Annotated in this window: 14 protein-coding genes and 1 riboswitch; of the genes, 7 read left to right on the plus strand and 7 right to left on the minus strand. The window is 45.7% G+C overall.

Features of this window, described 5'->3' with window-relative positions; genetic code table 11:
- Window positions 1-190: 190 nt before the first annotated feature.
- The 3 genes from ACTRWI_RS05060 to glyQ all read right to left on the minus strand — a co-directional run bounded on the left by ACTRWI_RS05060 (window position 191) and on the right by glyQ (window position 5,470).
- Entirely contained in the window at window positions 191-2,278 is a 2,088-nt protein-coding gene (locus ACTRWI_RS05060; protein ID WP_499129728.1) for an alpha-amylase, read from the minus strand.
- 202 nt (window positions 2,279-2,480) lie between these two features.
- On the minus strand, window positions 2,481-4,547 hold the full coding sequence (glyS, locus tag ACTRWI_RS05065; RefSeq protein WP_499129729.1) for a glycine--tRNA ligase subunit beta: 2,067 nt from the start codon (window positions 4,545-4,547) through the stop codon (window positions 2,481-2,483).
- Between the two features lie 2 nt (window positions 4,548-4,549).
- A complete protein-coding gene (glyQ, locus tag ACTRWI_RS05070) occupies window positions 4,550-5,470 on the minus strand; it encodes a glycine--tRNA ligase subunit alpha (protein WP_008223226.1) in 921 nt (306 codons plus the stop codon).
- A gap of 209 nt (window positions 5,471-5,679) precedes the next feature.
- Window positions 5,680-5,855, plus strand: a riboswitch (yybP-ykoY riboswitch).
- 34 nt (window positions 5,856-5,889) lie between these two features.
- Between glyQ and ACTRWI_RS05075 the strand changes: the two genes are divergently transcribed.
- Complete coding sequence (locus tag ACTRWI_RS05075) at window positions 5,890-6,447, plus strand: TMEM165/GDT1 family protein (RefSeq protein ID WP_499129730.1); 558 nt, start codon at window positions 5,890-5,892, stop codon at window positions 6,445-6,447.
- A 153-nt stretch (window positions 6,448-6,600) separates the two neighbouring features.
- The gene (locus tag ACTRWI_RS05080; protein ID WP_063522138.1) at window positions 6,601-6,849 is read left to right on the plus strand and encodes a hypothetical protein; all 249 of its coding nucleotides are present in this window, start codon (window positions 6,601-6,603) and stop codon (window positions 6,847-6,849) included.
- A gap of 83 nt (window positions 6,850-6,932) precedes the next feature.
- Here the strand turns inward: ACTRWI_RS05080 and tusA are convergent, their stop codons facing one another.
- Window positions 6,933-7,184 (minus strand): sulfurtransferase TusA, encoded by a 252-nt coding sequence (gene tusA / locus ACTRWI_RS05085; protein ID WP_105057709.1) that lies wholly within the window; start codon window positions 7,182-7,184, stop codon window positions 6,933-6,935.
- A 149-nt stretch (window positions 7,185-7,333) separates the two neighbouring features.
- On the opposite strand from tusA, the gene ACTRWI_RS05090 reads away from it, so the two are divergent.
- Window positions 7,334-7,519: a hypothetical protein gene (locus tag ACTRWI_RS05090; protein ID WP_499129731.1), complete on the plus strand. Its 186-nt coding sequence runs from the start codon at window positions 7,334-7,336 to the stop codon at window positions 7,517-7,519.
- Window positions 7,520-7,672: 153 nt separating this feature from the next.
- A complete protein-coding gene (locus ACTRWI_RS05095; RefSeq protein WP_499129732.1) occupies window positions 7,673-8,614 on the plus strand; it encodes a LysR family transcriptional regulator in 942 nt (313 codons plus the stop codon).
- Window positions 8,615-8,694: 80 nt separating this feature from the next.
- Here ACTRWI_RS05095 and acuI read toward each other — a convergent pair whose 3' ends face one another.
- From acuI to fadB, 3 genes are all read right to left on the minus strand, one after another.
- Window positions 8,695-9,675, minus strand: a complete 981-nt coding sequence (gene acuI / locus ACTRWI_RS05100; RefSeq protein ID WP_499129733.1) for an acrylyl-CoA reductase (NADPH) — start codon at window positions 9,673-9,675, stop codon at window positions 8,695-8,697.
- Between the two features lie 243 nt (window positions 9,676-9,918).
- A complete protein-coding gene (fadA, locus tag ACTRWI_RS05105; RefSeq protein ID WP_499129734.1) occupies window positions 9,919-11,082 on the minus strand; it encodes an acetyl-CoA C-acyltransferase FadA in 1,164 nt (387 codons plus the stop codon).
- A gap of 26 nt (window positions 11,083-11,108) precedes the next feature.
- The gene (fadB, locus tag ACTRWI_RS05110; RefSeq protein ID WP_499129735.1) at window positions 11,109-13,280 is read right to left on the minus strand and encodes a fatty acid oxidation complex subunit alpha FadB; all 2,172 of its coding nucleotides are present in this window, start codon (window positions 13,278-13,280) and stop codon (window positions 11,109-11,111) included.
- Window positions 13,281-13,507: 227 nt separating this feature from the next.
- On the opposite strand from fadB, the gene ACTRWI_RS05115 reads away from it, so the two are divergent.
- The 3 genes from ACTRWI_RS05115 to hemG are packed head-to-tail and all read left to right on the plus strand — an operon-like array spanning window position 13,508 to window position 16,161.
- Window positions 13,508-14,131: a YigZ family protein gene (locus tag ACTRWI_RS05115; protein WP_102425457.1), complete on the plus strand. Its 624-nt coding sequence runs from the start codon at window positions 13,508-13,510 to the stop codon at window positions 14,129-14,131.
- Window positions 14,132-14,165: 34 nt separating this feature from the next.
- A complete protein-coding gene (locus tag ACTRWI_RS05120; RefSeq protein WP_499129736.1) occupies window positions 14,166-15,623 on the plus strand; it encodes a TrkH family potassium uptake protein in 1,458 nt (485 codons plus the stop codon).
- Window positions 15,624-15,633: 10 nt separating this feature from the next.
- Complete coding sequence (gene hemG / locus ACTRWI_RS05125; RefSeq protein WP_499129737.1) at window positions 15,634-16,161, plus strand: menaquinone-dependent protoporphyrinogen IX dehydrogenase; 528 nt, start codon at window positions 15,634-15,636, stop codon at window positions 16,159-16,161.
- Window positions 16,162-16,257: the final 96 nt, after the last annotated feature.

Genomic DNA, 16,257 nt, shown 5'->3' on the forward strand with positions numbered 1-16,257 from the left:
TCTGCCATCAGTTTAATCCTTGAACATACCGCAATGTTTTTGCGACGCATAGCGCCAAATGCTCTAACACGTAAAAAACTTCTATAAAGTTCGGCTAATGAGTGACTGCTTGCTTATTGCACTGGTTTTTGAGATCAAAAAGGAGAAGCCGAAGCGTCTCCATGAGTTTTGAATGTTTAAACCCGCGGGCTTATTTCGATCCGGTATACACAACCAACACCTTGTCATCTTGGTATTGACGTTCGAAGGCGTAATAGCCCTTGCTGTTGCGGATGATGTGTTTACCTTGCGCGACAGCAGGGTGACGCTGGCGGAATTGGCCGAGAGCTTGCCAGTGCTTTAACAGCTCTGCTCGCTCTCCGGTTATTTGCTCCCAAGGCATGTCTGAACGAGTGCCCTGCATTGGATCTGATCCTGTTGGGCCAAAATCACGGGCGATTTCATCTCCGTAATAGATCTGGACTGCACCCGGAGCTAACATCAATGCGTTTGCCGCTTTGGTCTGTTTGGCAAAGTCACTGCCGTGCTGGGTCCAGAATAGCGATGTATCGTGAGACGAAAGGTAACTCAACACGTTGAACTCGCTGTCACTGTTGATCTTCTCTGCATAGCGAAGATAGTCGGCATCGATATCGGATAAGCATTTAAGCGCTTTAGGGGCGATGTCGCTCTGGAATTCAAAGTTGATGATCGAATCAAATCCGTTAGCGAAGTAATCTGATTTCACCACACTGTGCGCCCAGACTTCGCCGGTTATCCAGAAAGGTAAGTCATCTAAGGCTTTGACAGGGTTGTTCTGTTTCCATTCAGCAAGAGCTTGGTTGGCGCTCTCTTTAAGCTCTGCCCAGGCTTCGAGCTCAACGTGTTTTGCGGTATCGACTCTAAAACCATCCACGCCGTATTCACGTACCCAGCCTGAAAGCCAAGTGATGAGGTGGTCACGAGGTGTTTTGAGTTCATCAGTCGCGCTGGTGGACTTGTTGCGATAGAAGCTTGGTAGCCCTGTGGTTTCTGTCGATTCTGTTTTGAAATCGGGCAGGTGCGCTAACGACATGGTCAGGTTGTTGTAACCCGGAGAGTCGTAAGCACCGATATCGCTGCGTAGCCAGGCTTTGCCCCACCATTTTTCCCACGCTTCTTTGTCGCCGTAAGAGATGTAGTTGTTGAAGTAGTGCCAGTTCTGACCTTTAGCGGGTTGCCAGTCTGTCCAGTTTTCGCCAAGTGTTTTGGTTGCTTCTTCATCATTCAGGTTGAGCTTACCAAAGTCGAACTCCTGCATATCGGCCAGGGTAGCGTAGCCAGTGTGGTTCATGACTATGTCCCAGATGACACGAATGCCTTTGCTGTGCGCCGTATCGATGAAGGTTTTTAGCTCGTCTTCGGTACCCATGTTGTCATCAAGTTTGGTCCAATCTTGATGGTAGTAACCATGGTAGCCATAGTGTTTGAAATCGCCACGGTCACCACCGCCAACCCAACCATGTATCTGCTCTAAGGGAGACGTAATCCAGATAGCATTAGCACCGAGCGATTCAATGTAGTCGAGCTTTTCAGTTAAGCCTGCTAGGTCACCGCCATGGAAGGTGCCAATTTCATCTTGTCCGTCTTGGCTACGGTCATAGCTATTGTCATTGTTAGGGTTACCATTGTAGAAGCGGTCGGTCATCACGAAGTAAACCGTGGCGTTCTCCCAACTAAAATCTGCTTTAGTTTCAGGTTCAACTTTTTCTAGTAACAAGACGCCTTGGCTACTTTCAGCGGGTTGCAAGGTGACACTGCCGTTAGTGACCGTTGTTTTTATTCCGGAAAGGGCATCTCTGACCAAGGTGCCATCATCAAAGGTTTGAGCAACATTGATGGTGGTTGGCCCGTTACTAGGGACCGGACAAGCAATACTTTGGACTTGTTGCTGTTTTGGCTTTATTTGAACCGTTAACTCATTGGTTTGCGGGTTGAGTGTAAATTGGTAGGTATTCGCACGAAAGACCTTAATAGCGAGCTCAGATTTCTCAGCGCAATCGTCTAGGCGAAGGGGTTTATTGAACTTAATGCGACTCTCTTCCGCAAGTGCATAGTTGGTGCCACAGGTATTTTTACTGTCGCTGATGGAGAAGGTATAGCTACCTTTGGCGAGTTCCTGTTCTGCGATTACAGTGCCTTTGCCTGTTGATTCGAATACAACTGTGTCGTTATCAATCGTTAGTAATAGGTTGTTGTCGCTGGTTTGGCTGCATGCGCTGAGTGCAAGCATTGAAAGTGCGAGTACTGTTTTTTTCATTGTTCCCTTCCCCTGAATAAACAGGTCAGTTATAGCAAACAATGCCCTCTACAGTCTGAGTGCTGATTCATTCAGTTAATCAATAACACCTCTACAAACAAATGCTTGGTTCACAAAAACAAAAAGGGAAGCTTTCGCTTCCCTTTGGGTATTTACCTTTCGTTGCTCGGAGCATCGCTTTGAACAGCTTGCTCACTCGTACTTATTTTTGCAGTAGAGAGATGTCAGCAATCTGTAGGAACAGGTTACGTAGGTTATTCAGTAGCGTTAGACGGTTCTTCTTAAGTGCTTCGTCATCAGCCATAACCATTACGTTATCGAAGAACGCATCAACAGGCTCACGTAGAGCTGCTAGCTTGCTTAGGGCTTCTTGGTAGTTACCTGTCGCAAATGCTGGCTCTAGTGCTTCTGTCATTACAGCAACGTTTTCAGCCAGTGCTTTCTCTGCATCTTCTTGAAGAAGGGCTAAATCGATATCTGCTGCTAGCTCACCATCGAATTTCGCAAGGATGTTACCTACACGTTTGTTCGCTGCTGCTAGTGCTTCTGCCGCTTCTAGTTCACGGAAGTGAGAAACCGCTTTAACACGCTGGTCAAAATCAGTTGGCTTAGTTGGACGGTTAGCTAGTACTGCCTGGATGATATCCACGCTGAAGCCTGCATCTTGGTACCATGCACGGAAACGACCTAGCATGAAGTCGATAACGTCAGCCTCTACGTTGTCGTTGGTTAGCTTATCGCCTAGTAGTTCTTTCGCTTTTGCGATCAGATCCGTTAGGTCTAGGTTGTAGCCGTTTTCAACGATAATACGTAGCACACCTAGTGATGCACGACGAAGAGCGAATGGGTCAGAACCTTTTGGAGCTTGGCCAATACCGAAGATACCTACGATAGTGTCTAGCTTGTCTGCCATTGCTACTGCAGAAGAAATACCAGTGCTTGGTAGGTCATCACCAGCGAAACGAGGCATGTACTGCTCGTAAAGTGCTAGTGCAACTTGCTCGTCTTCACCATCGTGAGTCGCGTAGTGCATGCCCATTACACCTTGAGTATCCGTGAATTCGAATACCATAGAGGTCATTAGGTCACATTTAGCCAGTAGGCCTGCGCGCTTAGACTTCTCAACGTCAGCATCGATTTGCTCAGCGATGTAGCCAGCAAGCTCAGTGATGCGGTCTGTCTTGTCTTTGATTGTACCAAGTTGCTTCTGGAAGATAGCTTGGTCTAGTTCTGGTAGACGGTCGATCAGAGGACGCTTACGGTCTGTGTTGAAGAAGAACTCAGCATCAGCAAGACGTGGGCGTACCACTTTCTCGTTACCTTCGATAACGTAGCGAGGCTCTTTAGACTCGATGTTTGATACGAAGATAAAGTTAGGAAGTAGCTTCTTGTTTTCATCGTAAACAGGGAAGTATTTTTGGTCACCTTTCATAGTGTAAACCAATGCTTCAGAAGGTACTTTTAGGAACTCTTCTTCAAACTTCGCTGTTAGCACTACTGGCCATTCAACCAGAGATGTTACTTCTTCAACAAGATCATCTTCTAGGTCAGCTTTACCGCCAACCGCAGCTGCTGCTTTTTGCGAATCAGCTAGGATGATTGCTTTACGCGCTTCGTAATCTGCCATTACTTTACCGCGCTCTTCTAGGATTGCTGGGTATTGCTCTGCAGAATCGATATTAAACTCTTGCTCACCCATGAAGCGGTGACCACGGATAGTGCGGCCAGATGCTACGCCTAGGATCTCACCTTCGATAAGGTCAGCGCCCATTAGCATAGTCAGTGTTTTAACCGGGCGGATGAACTGAGTCGTTTTGTTACCCCAGCGCATTGGCTTAGCGATAGGCAGGTTACCTAGTGCTTTAGCCGCTAGCTCAACAACGATTTCAGACGTTGCTTGGCCTTTTACTTCTTGTTTGAAAAGAAGCCATTCGCCTTTGTCTGTTACTAGACGGTCAGCTTGCTCAACCGTGATGCCGTTACCACGAGCCCAGCCTTGAGCTGCTTTAGTTGCGTTGCCGTCAGCATCGAATGCTACAGAAACTGCAGGGCCGCGTTTTTCAACAACTTTGTCTTCTTGGCCTTCAGCCAGTGCTGCTACTTTTAGAGCTAGACGACGAGGTGCTGCGTACCACTTCACGCCTTCGTGCGCTAGGTTTGCGCCTTTAAGCTCAGCTTCGAAGTTTGCTGCGAATGCTTCTGCTAGAGTGCGAAGTTGCGTTGGTGGTAGCTCTTCAGTACCCAGTTCAATTAGAAATTCTTTAGCCATGATTACTTCTCCTCGTCCTTCTTGCACATTGGGAAGCCAAGTGCTTCACGTGATGCGTAGTATGCTTCAGCAACTGATTTAGTTAGGTTGCGAATACGAAGGATGTAACGTTGACGCTCTGTTACAGAGATAGCTTTGCGCGCATCAAGGATGTTGAATGCGTGGCCTGCTTTTAGAATGCGCTCGTAAGCTGGAAGCGGAAGTGGCTTCTCAAGCTCAAGTAGCTCTTTACACTCTTTTTCACACTGGTCGAAGAAACCGAATAGGAAATCTACGTCTGCGTGTTCGAAGTTATACGTTGATTGCTCAACTTCGTTTTGGTGGAAGATGTCACCGTAAGTTACGTTAGAGCCGTCTGGTGCTACGTTCCATACTAGGTCGTAAACTGAGTCTACCTCCTGGATGTACATTGCTAGACGCTCGATACCGTAAGTGATCTCGCCTGTTACAGGCTTACACTCAAGGCCGCCAACCTGCTGGAAGTAAGTGAACTGAGTTACTTCCATGCCGTTTAGCCATACTTCCCAACCAAGACCCCATGCACCTAGTGTTGGGTTTTCCCAGTTATCTTCAACAAAGCGAATGTCGTGAACAAGTGGGTCAACACCAAGAACCTCTAGTGAGCCTAGGTACAACTCTTGGATATTGTCTGGCGATGGTTTTAGCGCTACTTGGAACTGGTAGTAGTGCTGCAGACGGTTAGGGTTTTCACCGTAACGGCCATCAGTAGGACGACGTGAAGGTTGTACGTAAGCTGTAGACATTGGCTCTGGGCCAAGTGCTCGTAGACATGTCATTGGGTGAGAGGTGCCTGCACCTACTTCCATATCTAGAGGTTGAACAATGGTACAACCGTTTTGAGCCCAGTAATCCTGCAGCGCGAGGATCATTCCCTGGAAGGTTTTGATATCGTATTTTTGCATAGTCAGGTTCGCGCGATTCTTTTAAATGAATGAGAAAATAACTTCTGAGTATACCGAGATATTCGTAAAGCGAGTAGGGGTAATCTTGTTTAATTAGTGGTCTAAAATGTCGTTTAATGGATTTTTTGGCCTTTAATGTTTGTTTTTCGGTGCTCGTAGATATTTTGATAAGTTTGACACTTGTTTTTGACTACGTGGGTGATTAGAATCTCGCGGTCTTTGGGGAGTAGCTTACTTATTCATATCCTATTGAATGAGTTCGTTCGTCAACATAATTGATGCAAAATCATCATGGCGTTCGAGGCAACCACCACCTTGGTGGCGCTTAGCAAGACCTTAGACAAGCATCGTGAACCGGGATGGGGCGCGAGGTTTGTCTTTGGTTAAATATAATAATCTCCATCCCAAATGAGCATGTCGTGAGCGTTTTAGTAATTTCAATTACAACTGTTGCCTTAGCCGAGATCGGTGATAAGACCCAGTTGCTATCCCTTTTATTAGCCAGTCGATATCGAAAACCGGTACCTATCATTGCGGCTATCTTCTTTGCCACTATAGCCAATCATGCTCTTGCAGCGTGGCTCGGTGTGGTTGTCGCTGATTACTTATCGCCAGAAGTTTTAAAGTGGGTGCTGGTGGTCAGTTTTATTGCAATGGCGGGCTGGATTCTGATTCCAGATAAGCTCGATGATGACGAACAGATCTCAAACCGTGGCCCTTTTATTGCAAGTTTTATGGCGTTTTTTATCGCTGAAATTGGTGATAAGACCCAGATAGCAACTTCTATCCTGGGAGCGCAATACGCCGATGCTTTAGCGTGGGTGATTCTGGGTACAACCATAGGCATGTTGCTGGCGAATGTACCTGTAGTGATCATTGGTAAGCTGTCGGCAGACAAGACGCCACTCGATCTGATTCGTAAGATTACAGCCCTATTATTTGTCGGTTTGGCTATCGCTGCTGCGTTTTACCGATGAGTGTTTTGAGTTTTATTATACTCAACCAGTGGAGTAATGTGTTGTAGGTCATACTCTTACAGCATTGTGGAGTTTATCGAGCGAATGGACATATAACTGCCATACTTGTCATGATATTTTAATCTTGTGAGTTATCAACACGAGGGCATGATTATGTTGACGCGTTATATGGGTATTACTCCACAAAGCCAAAGCTATCTATTTACCTTTGGTCTTGCACTTACACTATTAGGCATGGTGCTGACGGACATGTGGCTACCCATGGTCGCCGGCGCTATGATCATGACTGGACTTGCGGTAGAGGCTTGGATTCGAGTCGCGCATATTATTCCGATGCGTAAAGACATCCGAGCGTTGCAACAACAGCTTGATTATCTGCAAACCAAGTCTAAAGATGAATAAACAAAAAGCCGCTGGTACTCTGAATTCTGCTTGAGAACATAAGGTACTAGCGGCTTTTTTGATGTTTGATTCTCGGTGGGGCGTTACGCCTCCAGTCCCTTTTTGATCAAATACAGGTATGGCAGCGTTTCTGTCTCTTGGCCTACCAACTGGTGATCCATGAATCGACAAAAGCTCGGGATATCTCGAGTTGTCGAAGGGTCGTCAGCTTTTACCAGTAACACATCGCCATCCTGCATGTTTCTAATTGTCTTCCTAACCATCATTACTGGCTCTGGGCAACGCAGGCCTTCAGCTTCTAAAGTATGGGTTGCCAGTTCAGGTTTGAATGTCATGGTTTGTATCTCTATATCTATCTAACGTGTGAATAATACGTCTGCAGAAAAAATATGCAATAAGTGCTTGGCAAACAGAATCATTTCCTATAACTTAGTTAACAAGTTGGTAACAACTTGAGGCAAAGGCAACTAGCTAAGGAGTGGCGATGTTGACAGGATTAGATAGATTAACAATTTATTCGGTTCTCTGTTTTATTTCCTTTTGTGCGTTAGTTTTACGTTCATCGGCAGAGGCCTCATTTATGCCTATTTTTGGCATAGTAGCAACGATTATTGGTATTTGGGTTGAGATGCGCCGTTGGCAGGGTACAGCCGAAGAGCAAGAGCACTAACCTAAGTACAGCAAACAAATTCCTATACGACATTCCGACACTATCCCCAAATTTTCTTGGGCTTCCCCGCGTAATTGCGGGATTTTTTTTATCTAAAGCATGCTATAAACAAGTTAGTGAACAATGATCATTGTATTAAGCTAGGTAAGTGGCGTGGAACTAGAAGACATCTATCGTAGAGACCTTAATTTATTGGTCGCCTTAAAGGTATTGATTGAAGAGGGCAGCGTTAGCCAGGCCGCGCTTCGTCTCAACTTGAGCCAGTCGGCAACCAGTCGAGTGTTAGGGCGCTTAAGAGACCTACTCAACGATCCTCTGTTTACTCGTCAGGGCCAACACCTTATTCCAACCACAAAAGCGCTCGAGATCAGCCAGCGAATTGATCAGCCTCTAGAGTCATTCCGTCAACTACTTAGTCCTAGTGATTTCGACCCTTACTATTGCTGTGAACGCTTTCTAATTGCGACCACTGATTACGCGATGCAAACCATCTTGCCGTATGCGCTACCGAAGATTTATGAGCAAGCACCGAATATCTCTTTGGAGTTTGCCCCGCTGCAGCATGAACATTTGTTTAAGCAGCTCAGCACTGAACGCGTCGATATGGCGATCTGCCGACCAAGTGGCAGTGTTAAGCCACTTCATCAAGAGGTTCTTGGCCCAGTGGGTGTGTCATGCTTACTCTCTAAAAATCACCCTTTGGCAGACCGTTCGTTGAGCCTTGAGGATTATGTCTCTTTGCCTCATGCGATGATTGCGATCAGTGATGGTGTAAAGGCTTTACTGGACAATGCTTTAGCCAATCAACAACCGAGAAAAATGGTACTGCGTGCTTATCACCTTGAAGCGGCATTGGCGATTGTCGATAGAATGCCGTTAGTGATTACGGTACCGGCTGATTTGGCATACTTGGTTGCAGAACGCTATGACCTAGTCGTAAAGCCACTGCCATTCGAGTTTATGCCATTTGATTACTCGTTGATTTGGCACTCACGCTGCGACTCTTCTGCTTCACAGCAATGGTTGAGAAGAGTGGTCAAAGAAGAGTGTGGTGAGTTAATTCAAAAGCGGATTGCCGATGTCGGCTTGGGTTAGAGTCAATAACAGATAGTAGAAAGGGCTGATCATGATCAGCCCTTTTGTTTTATTACGTGTTGCTTTTAGAGTGCCAGCGATTACAGCTTGATAAGTACGCGACCAGTGATTTGACCGTTAGTGATGTCTTCTGCCGCTTGAATCGCGTCATCTAGAGATACTTCTTTTGTCGCGCTACCGTAGAAAGACTCAGGTAGCAATTCAGCCAGTTGTTCCCACGCTTTAATGCGTTTCTCACGAGGGCACATAACAGAATCAATACCTTGCAGGCGAACGTTACGTAGAATGAATGGCATTACCGTAGTTGGTAAGTCAAAACCACCTGCTAGACCACAGATTGCAACTGCACCGTTGTAATCAATTTGCGCCAATACTTTCGCAAGTACTTTGCTGCCTACAGTGTCGATAGCACCAGCCCACATTTGTTTCTCAAGTGGTTTCGCTGGCTCTTCTAGTTCAGCACGCTCAACAATGCGAGTTGCACCTAGTGATTTTAGTAGCTCACCATTTTCTGAAGCTCGACCTGTTACTGCTGCTACTTTGTAGCCTAGTTGGTTTAGTAGAGTGATAGACACGCTACCTACACCGCCACTTGCGCCAGTCACTAGAATTTCACCGTCTTCAGGTTTGATGCCTGCATCGACAATAGCTTGAACACAAAGCATTGCTGTGAAGCCTGCTGTACCAATCGCCATTACTTTCTTAGCGTCTAGACCTTTAGGCATAGGCACTAACCAATCACCGTTTAGGCTCGCTTTCTCAGCCATGCCACCCCAGTGACCTTCACCAACACCCCAACCAGTTAGAACCACTTCGTCGCCTGCTTTGTAACGAGGGTCATCAGATTGTGAGACCACACCTGACAGGTCGATACCAGGAACCATAGGGAAGTTGCGAACAATGCGCCCTTTACCTGTAATCGCTAAACCATCTTTGTAGTTCAAAGAAGAGTAGCTTACATCGATCTTCACGTTACCTTCTGGCAATTGAGACTCTTCAATTTGAGAAACTGATGCGATAGTTTTTTTGTCTTCTTGGTTTAGTACAAGTGCTTTAAACATGATCTGCTCCATGGGAGAAATATTAGTAAACTGAAGTGACTTTAGTTGAATCGTTGGAGAAAAAATAATGAAACATCAACATTGAATCTATGCGTTTTATGCATAGATACCGTTGGCTACTTTTCTCCGGATTCGGTTTGCTGAACGAACCTATCGTTTGTCTGATAGCTAGAAATAAAAAGTGCAGCTATATAAAGATAGCTGCACATAAGATTATCCGACAAATATTACTGTCGATGAGTGCTATGGGCGTTCAAATACCGTTGCAATACCTTGGCCTAAACCAATACACATAGTTGCTAATCCGTATTTCACGTCTTGCGCTTCCATTAGGTTGATTAGGGTTGTAGAGATACGAGAACCTGAACAGCCTAATGGGTGGCCTAGAGCAATGGCACCGCCATTAAGGTTCACTTTTTCGTCAACCACATCCAGTAGACCTAGGTCTTTAGCACAAGGTAGAGATTGCGCCGCGAACGCTTCGTTTAGTTCAATCACACCCATGTCTTCAATGGTTAAACCTGCGCGCTTTAACGCTTTTTGAGTTGCAGGTACTGGGCCGTAACCCATGATTGAAGGATCGCAGCCTGCGATAGCCATAGACTTAACGCGAGCACGAATCTTAAGGCCTAGTGCGTTAGCCTTTTCTTCACTCATGATAAGCATTGCCGATGCACCATCAGATAGAGCTGATGAAGTACCTGCTGTTACTGTACCGTTAGCTGGGTCGAACACTGGGCGCAGTTGAGACAGGCCTTCAATCGTCGTTTCTGGACGAATAACTTCATCGTGATCCAGTGTAAACAGCGACCCGTCAGCAGCGTGACCTTCTGTTGGTAGAATTTCGTTTTTGAAACGACCCTCAACCGTTGCCGCATGTGCACGGGCGTGTGAACGTGCGGCGAATGCATCTTGGTCTTCACGGCTAATACCGTGCAGTTTGCCAAGCATTTCAGCGGTTAGGCCCATCATGCCAGCAGCTTTTGCTACGTTCTTTGACATGCCAGGGTGGAAATCAACACCGTGTGTCATTGGCACGTGACCCATGTGTTCCACACCACCGATTAGGCAGATTTCCGCATCACCAACCATGATTGAGCGAGTCGCATCATGCAGAGCTTGCATAGATGAACCACATAAACGGTTAACAGTGACAGCACCAATCTCAATTGGCAAACCAGCCAGTAGAGCTGCGTTACGTGCAACGTTGAAGCCTTGCTCTAGTGTTTGTTGTACACAGCCCCAGTAGATATCTTCTATCTCTGAAGGGTTAACTTCTGGGTTACGCTCTAAAATGCCTTTCATTAAATGTGCAGACAGATCTTCAGCACGAGTGTGACGGAAAGCTCCACCTTTGGAACGTCCCATTGGGGTGCGAAGGCAATCAACAACAACTACATTATTCATTTTGCTATTCCTTTTCCAAATGTGGGTTACAGAGAACTTGCTTGTTGAGCGTCGTAAAAGCTTTCGCCTTTCTCTGCCATATCAAGCAATAGTTGAGGAACTTGGTACATTGCACCTAAGTCTTGGTAGCCCTTCGCCATTTCTACGAAGTTACCAATACCCACACTGTCTAAGTAGCGGAATACGCCGCCTCGGAATGGAGGGAAGCCTAAACCGTAAACCAGTGCCATATCCGCTTCTTGCGGTGTCGCGATTATGCCTTCTTCTAAACAAAGAACGACTTCGTTGATCATTGGAATCATCACACGTTGGATAATTGTTTGGTCATCAAAATCTTGTGGTGCTTGGCATACATCAGCCAAGATAGGAAGAATGTCTTCAGAGAAGGTCTTCTTCGGACGACCACGTTTGTCTACGCTGTATGTGTAGAAACCGCTACCGTTTTTCTGACCGTATTTTTCAGCAACGTAAAGTGCATCAATCGCATCACGACCTTCTTTGCCCATACGCTCTGGGAAACCTTGCGCCATTACAGCTTGTGCATGGTGTGCTGTGTCTAGACCTACAACGTCTAGTAGGTAAGCCGGACCCATTGGCCAACCGAACTTGCGTTCCATGACTTTATCGATCTTAGTGAAATCAGCACCGTCGCGTAGCAACATGCTGAAACCGCCAAAGTAAGGGAAAAGTACACGGTTAACGAAGAAGCCTGGACAATCATTTACCACTATAGGGGATTTGCCCATCTTCGCCGCGTAAGCCACAACGCGATTAATCGTCTCTTCTGAAGTGTGCTCGCCACGGATGATCTCAACTAAAGGCATGCGATGCACTGGGTTAAAGAAGTGCATACCACAGAAGTTTTCGGGACGTTTCAGAGATTTCGCTAGCAGATTGATAGGAATCGTAGAAGTGTTTGACGTCAGTACAGTGTCTTCACTAACTAGGCCTTCCACTTCGCTCAGTACCGCTGCTTTTACTTTTGGATTCTCGACCACGGCTTCTACGACAACGTCTGATTGCTCAACACCAGCGTAATGCAGGCTTGGAGTAATCGAAGACAGGATACCGGCCATCTTGAAGCCATCTAGGCGACCGCGAGATAGACGCTTATTCAATAGCTTAGACGCTTCATTCATACCAAGGTCAAGCGATGCTTGTGCGATATCTTTCATCATCACTGGCACGCCTTTCAGTGCAGATTGGTAAGCAATGCCGCCACCCATGATGCCTGCACCTAGTACAGCAGCACGTTGAGTGTCTTTGGTTGCTGACTTACCCGCTTTTTTAGCAAGACCTTTGATGTATTGGTCATTTAGGAATAGACCAACCAGTGCTTTGGCTTCTTCAGATTTTGCCAGCTTGATGAAGTGTTTACGTTCGATATCTAGTGCTGCATCACGATCGCTGCGTGCTGCTTCTTCAATAGCAATGACTGAAGTAATTGGAGCTGGGTAGTGAGGGCCAGCTTTTTGAGCAACAAGGCCCTTCGCCATGGTAAAGCTCATCATCGCTTCGAGTTTGCTTAGCGATAATGCTGATGTTTTCTGTTTACGGCGTAATTGCCAGTCTAGTTTTTCATTGGCAGCCAGAGAAACGGTGTTGATTGCCGACTCTAGCAGTTGGTCTGTTTCTACAATCGCGTCTAACAAGCCAATTTTTAGTGCCTCATCAGCTCGGCATGCTTTGCCTTGAGTGATGACTTCCATTGCACTGTCAGCACCGATAACGCGAGGCAGGCGCACACAACCACCAAAGCCAGGCATGATGCCAAGTTTGGTTTCAGGTAAGCCAATGCTGGTGGTCTTGTCACCGATACGGAAGTCAGTTGCCAATACACATTCACAACCGCCGCCTAGGGCATGGCCGCGCATCATTGAAAGAGTTGGAACAGGAAGGTCTTCTAGCTTGCTGAAGATGGAGTTTGCAAATCTTAACCATTCATCAAGTTCTGCTTCTGGCTTAGCAAATAGGCCAAGAAATTCAGTGATGTCTGCGCCTACAATGAATGCGTCTTTGTTTGAAGTTAAGATTAAACCACGTAGTCCTGCGTGAGCTTTAAGAGCGTCTAACGCTTTGTCTAGTGATTCTAAAGTAGCAAGGTCGAGTTTGTTTACAGAGGCTGGAGCACAGAAGCTTAATTCTGCAATGCCATCTTGTAATTCCTTTACCTGTAGGGTGTTAGCTTGGTAAATCATTGTCTATCTCCATGACATACAATCCACGATTGTTTGAGAGAATCTTGTTGTCTTTCTATTATTGTAGAATACCTGGTAAGACCAGTTATTCTAGTCTGTACCTCTGCAAGATGAATTTCAATACATTTTTTAAACAATTGTTTAACATTGTGCGATAGCACAGATCCTCTAACTCTTATTATTCACGCGTGATACACTTCGCAGCTCTTATTAATTAAGTTAACGATATGAATGAACAGCCTTATTTAATACCGTCAGCTCCGGCTCTGTTTGAAGAAGAGATTAAGAAGAGCATCTTTATTACTCACCTTGCGCATACTCCAAGTGTAGAAGCCGCGAAGCAGTTCGTAGAGCAGGTAAAAAAAGAGCACGCTTCAGCGAGGCATAATTGTTGGGGCTTTGTTGCTGGTCGACCTGAAGATTCAATGCTTTGGGGCTTCAGTGATGATGGAGAACCATCGGGCACGGCAGGTAAACCTATCTTGGCACAATTGTCTGGATCGGGTGTGGGTGAATTAACGGCTGTCGTTACGCGTTACTCTGGTGGAATTAAGCTTGGAACCGGTGGTTTGGTCAAAGCTTATGGTGGTGGAGTACAACAAGCTCTCAAGCTGCTTCAAACTATCGAGAAAAAAATAACCACAAAATTACGGCTAGAGTTAGACTATGGTTTTGTGCCAATCGCACAATCCATCATGGCTCAGCATCAGGCTGTTGAGGTCCAAGCGGATTATGGTGTGCAAGTTGAGCTTATTATTGAGATAGAGCTCCTTCAGGTAGATGCGTTTACCCAAACCATGATCAATAAAAGCGGTGCCAAGGCACTGGTAACGAAAGTAAAAGACAACTAGGAAGTGTGAAGCATTTCGCTTCGTTCAATAGCTCATGCAATTTCGCTCAATTATTCGAATCGTCGGATTATTATTAGCACTTTTTAGTGTATCAATGCTCGCACCTGCGTTAGTCGCCCTGATCTATCGAGATGGTGCGGGTGTGCCATTTGTGACGACTTTCTTTGTTCTGTTCTTTTGTGGTGCGACGTGTTGGTTTCCAAACCGACGTTATAAGCATGAGTTAAAAGCGCGCGATGGCTTTTTGATCGTAGTTCTTTTTTGGACGGTAATCGGTAGTGCCGGTGCGTTACCGTTTTTGATCGCTGATAATCCTAACATTTCAGTAACCGATGCCTTCTTCGAATCCTTTTCTGCACTGACCACTACCGGTGCGACGGTGATCGTTGGCCTTGATGACCTACCTAAAGCGATCTTGTTTTATCGCCAGTTTCTGCAATGGTTCGGTGGTATGGGTATCATCGTATTGGCGGTAGCCATTCTTCCTGTTCTGGGCATCGGTGGCATGCAGCTATACCGAGCTGAGATACCAGGGCCCGTAAAAGACAGTAAAATGACCCCGCGTATCGCTGAAACAGCAAAAGCACTATGGTACATCTATCTCAGCCTAACAATTGCCTGTGCGGTGGCGTTTTGGCTCGCCGGCATGAGCTTCTTTGATGCAATCAGTCATAGCTTCTCTACTATTGCTATTGGTGGCTTCTCTACTCACGATGCAAGCATGGGTTATTTCAACAGTCCGGCTATCAACATAATTACCGTGGTCTTCCTTCTTATATCTGCGTGTAATTACTCTCTTCACTTTGCAGCATTTGCTTCAGGTGGTGTGCATCCTAAGTACTATTGGAAAGATCCTGAGTTCCGTGCCTTTATCTTTATTCAGGCAGTACTATTCTTGGTTTGTTTCTTATTACTGCTCAATCATCACTCTTACGACTCATACTACGATGCTTTCGACCAGGCCTTGTTCCAAACCGTATCTATATCTACGACCGCTGGTTTTACAACAACAGGTTTCTCTGAGTGGCCTCTTTTCTTACCCGTACTGCTTTTGTTTTCTTCTTTTATAGGGGGATGTGCAGGTTCTACGGGGGGTGGTATGAAAGTGATTCGAATCTTGCTACTTACTCTGCAAGGTGCTCGTGAAATGAAGCGTCTTGTTCACCCACGTGCTGTGTATACCATCAAGGTTGGCGGCTCTGCACTACCACAACGTGTAGTAGATGCGGTTTGGGGCTTCTTTTCTGCATATGCATTAGTATTTGTGGTTTGTATGCTAGCTCTTATTGCAACTGGTATGGACGAGTTGAGTGCTTTCTCTGCCGTAGCGGCAACGTTAAATAACCTTGGCCCTGGCCTTGGTGAAGTCGCGGTGCACTTTGGCTATGTGAACGATAAAGCAAAATGGATACTTATCGTATCTATGCTGTTTGGCCGATTAGAAATCTTCACTTTATTAATCTTATTGACCCCTACGTTTTGGCGTAGCTAAGGACAACATTGTGGCAAAAGCTCTATTTTTATATTCAAGCCGTGAAGGGCAGACCAAGAAAATCTTGAACTATATAAAAGAAGAAATGAGTGAGTTCGAGTGTGAGCTTCAAGATCTGCACACTATTGGCAAGGTGGACTTGGCTCAGTACGACAGAGTGTTGATTGGCGCATCGATTCGTTATGGCCATCTTAATAAGAAGCTATATCAGTTTATTGATGCCAACCTTACTCAGTTGCAATCAAGCAAAGTTGCCTTCTTTTGCGTGAACTTAACGGCGCGTAAAGAAGACCAAGGCAAAGATACACCAGAAGGCAGTGCTTACATTAAGAAGTTTCTTATCAAGTCTCCATGGCAGCCGACCTTAATCGGTGTCTTTGCAGGTGCCCTCTATTACCCACGCTATAACTGGTTTGATAGAATCATGATCCGCTTTATTATGAATATGACAGGCGGTGAAACCGATACAACGAAGGAAGTTGAGTACACAAACTGGAAAAAAGTCTCTTTGTTCACTGAAAAACTGAAGAATATGTAAGAGAAAAGCCTACTTTTGAGGCGTTTTGACTTCTTTTTAATCGAACGAATAAAAAAACGAAAAAAACTTAAAAAAGGGCTTGCCAGTGTGATCGAA

This window comes from Pseudoalteromonas sp. G5_S1_14_S5, from assembly GCF_054968605.1.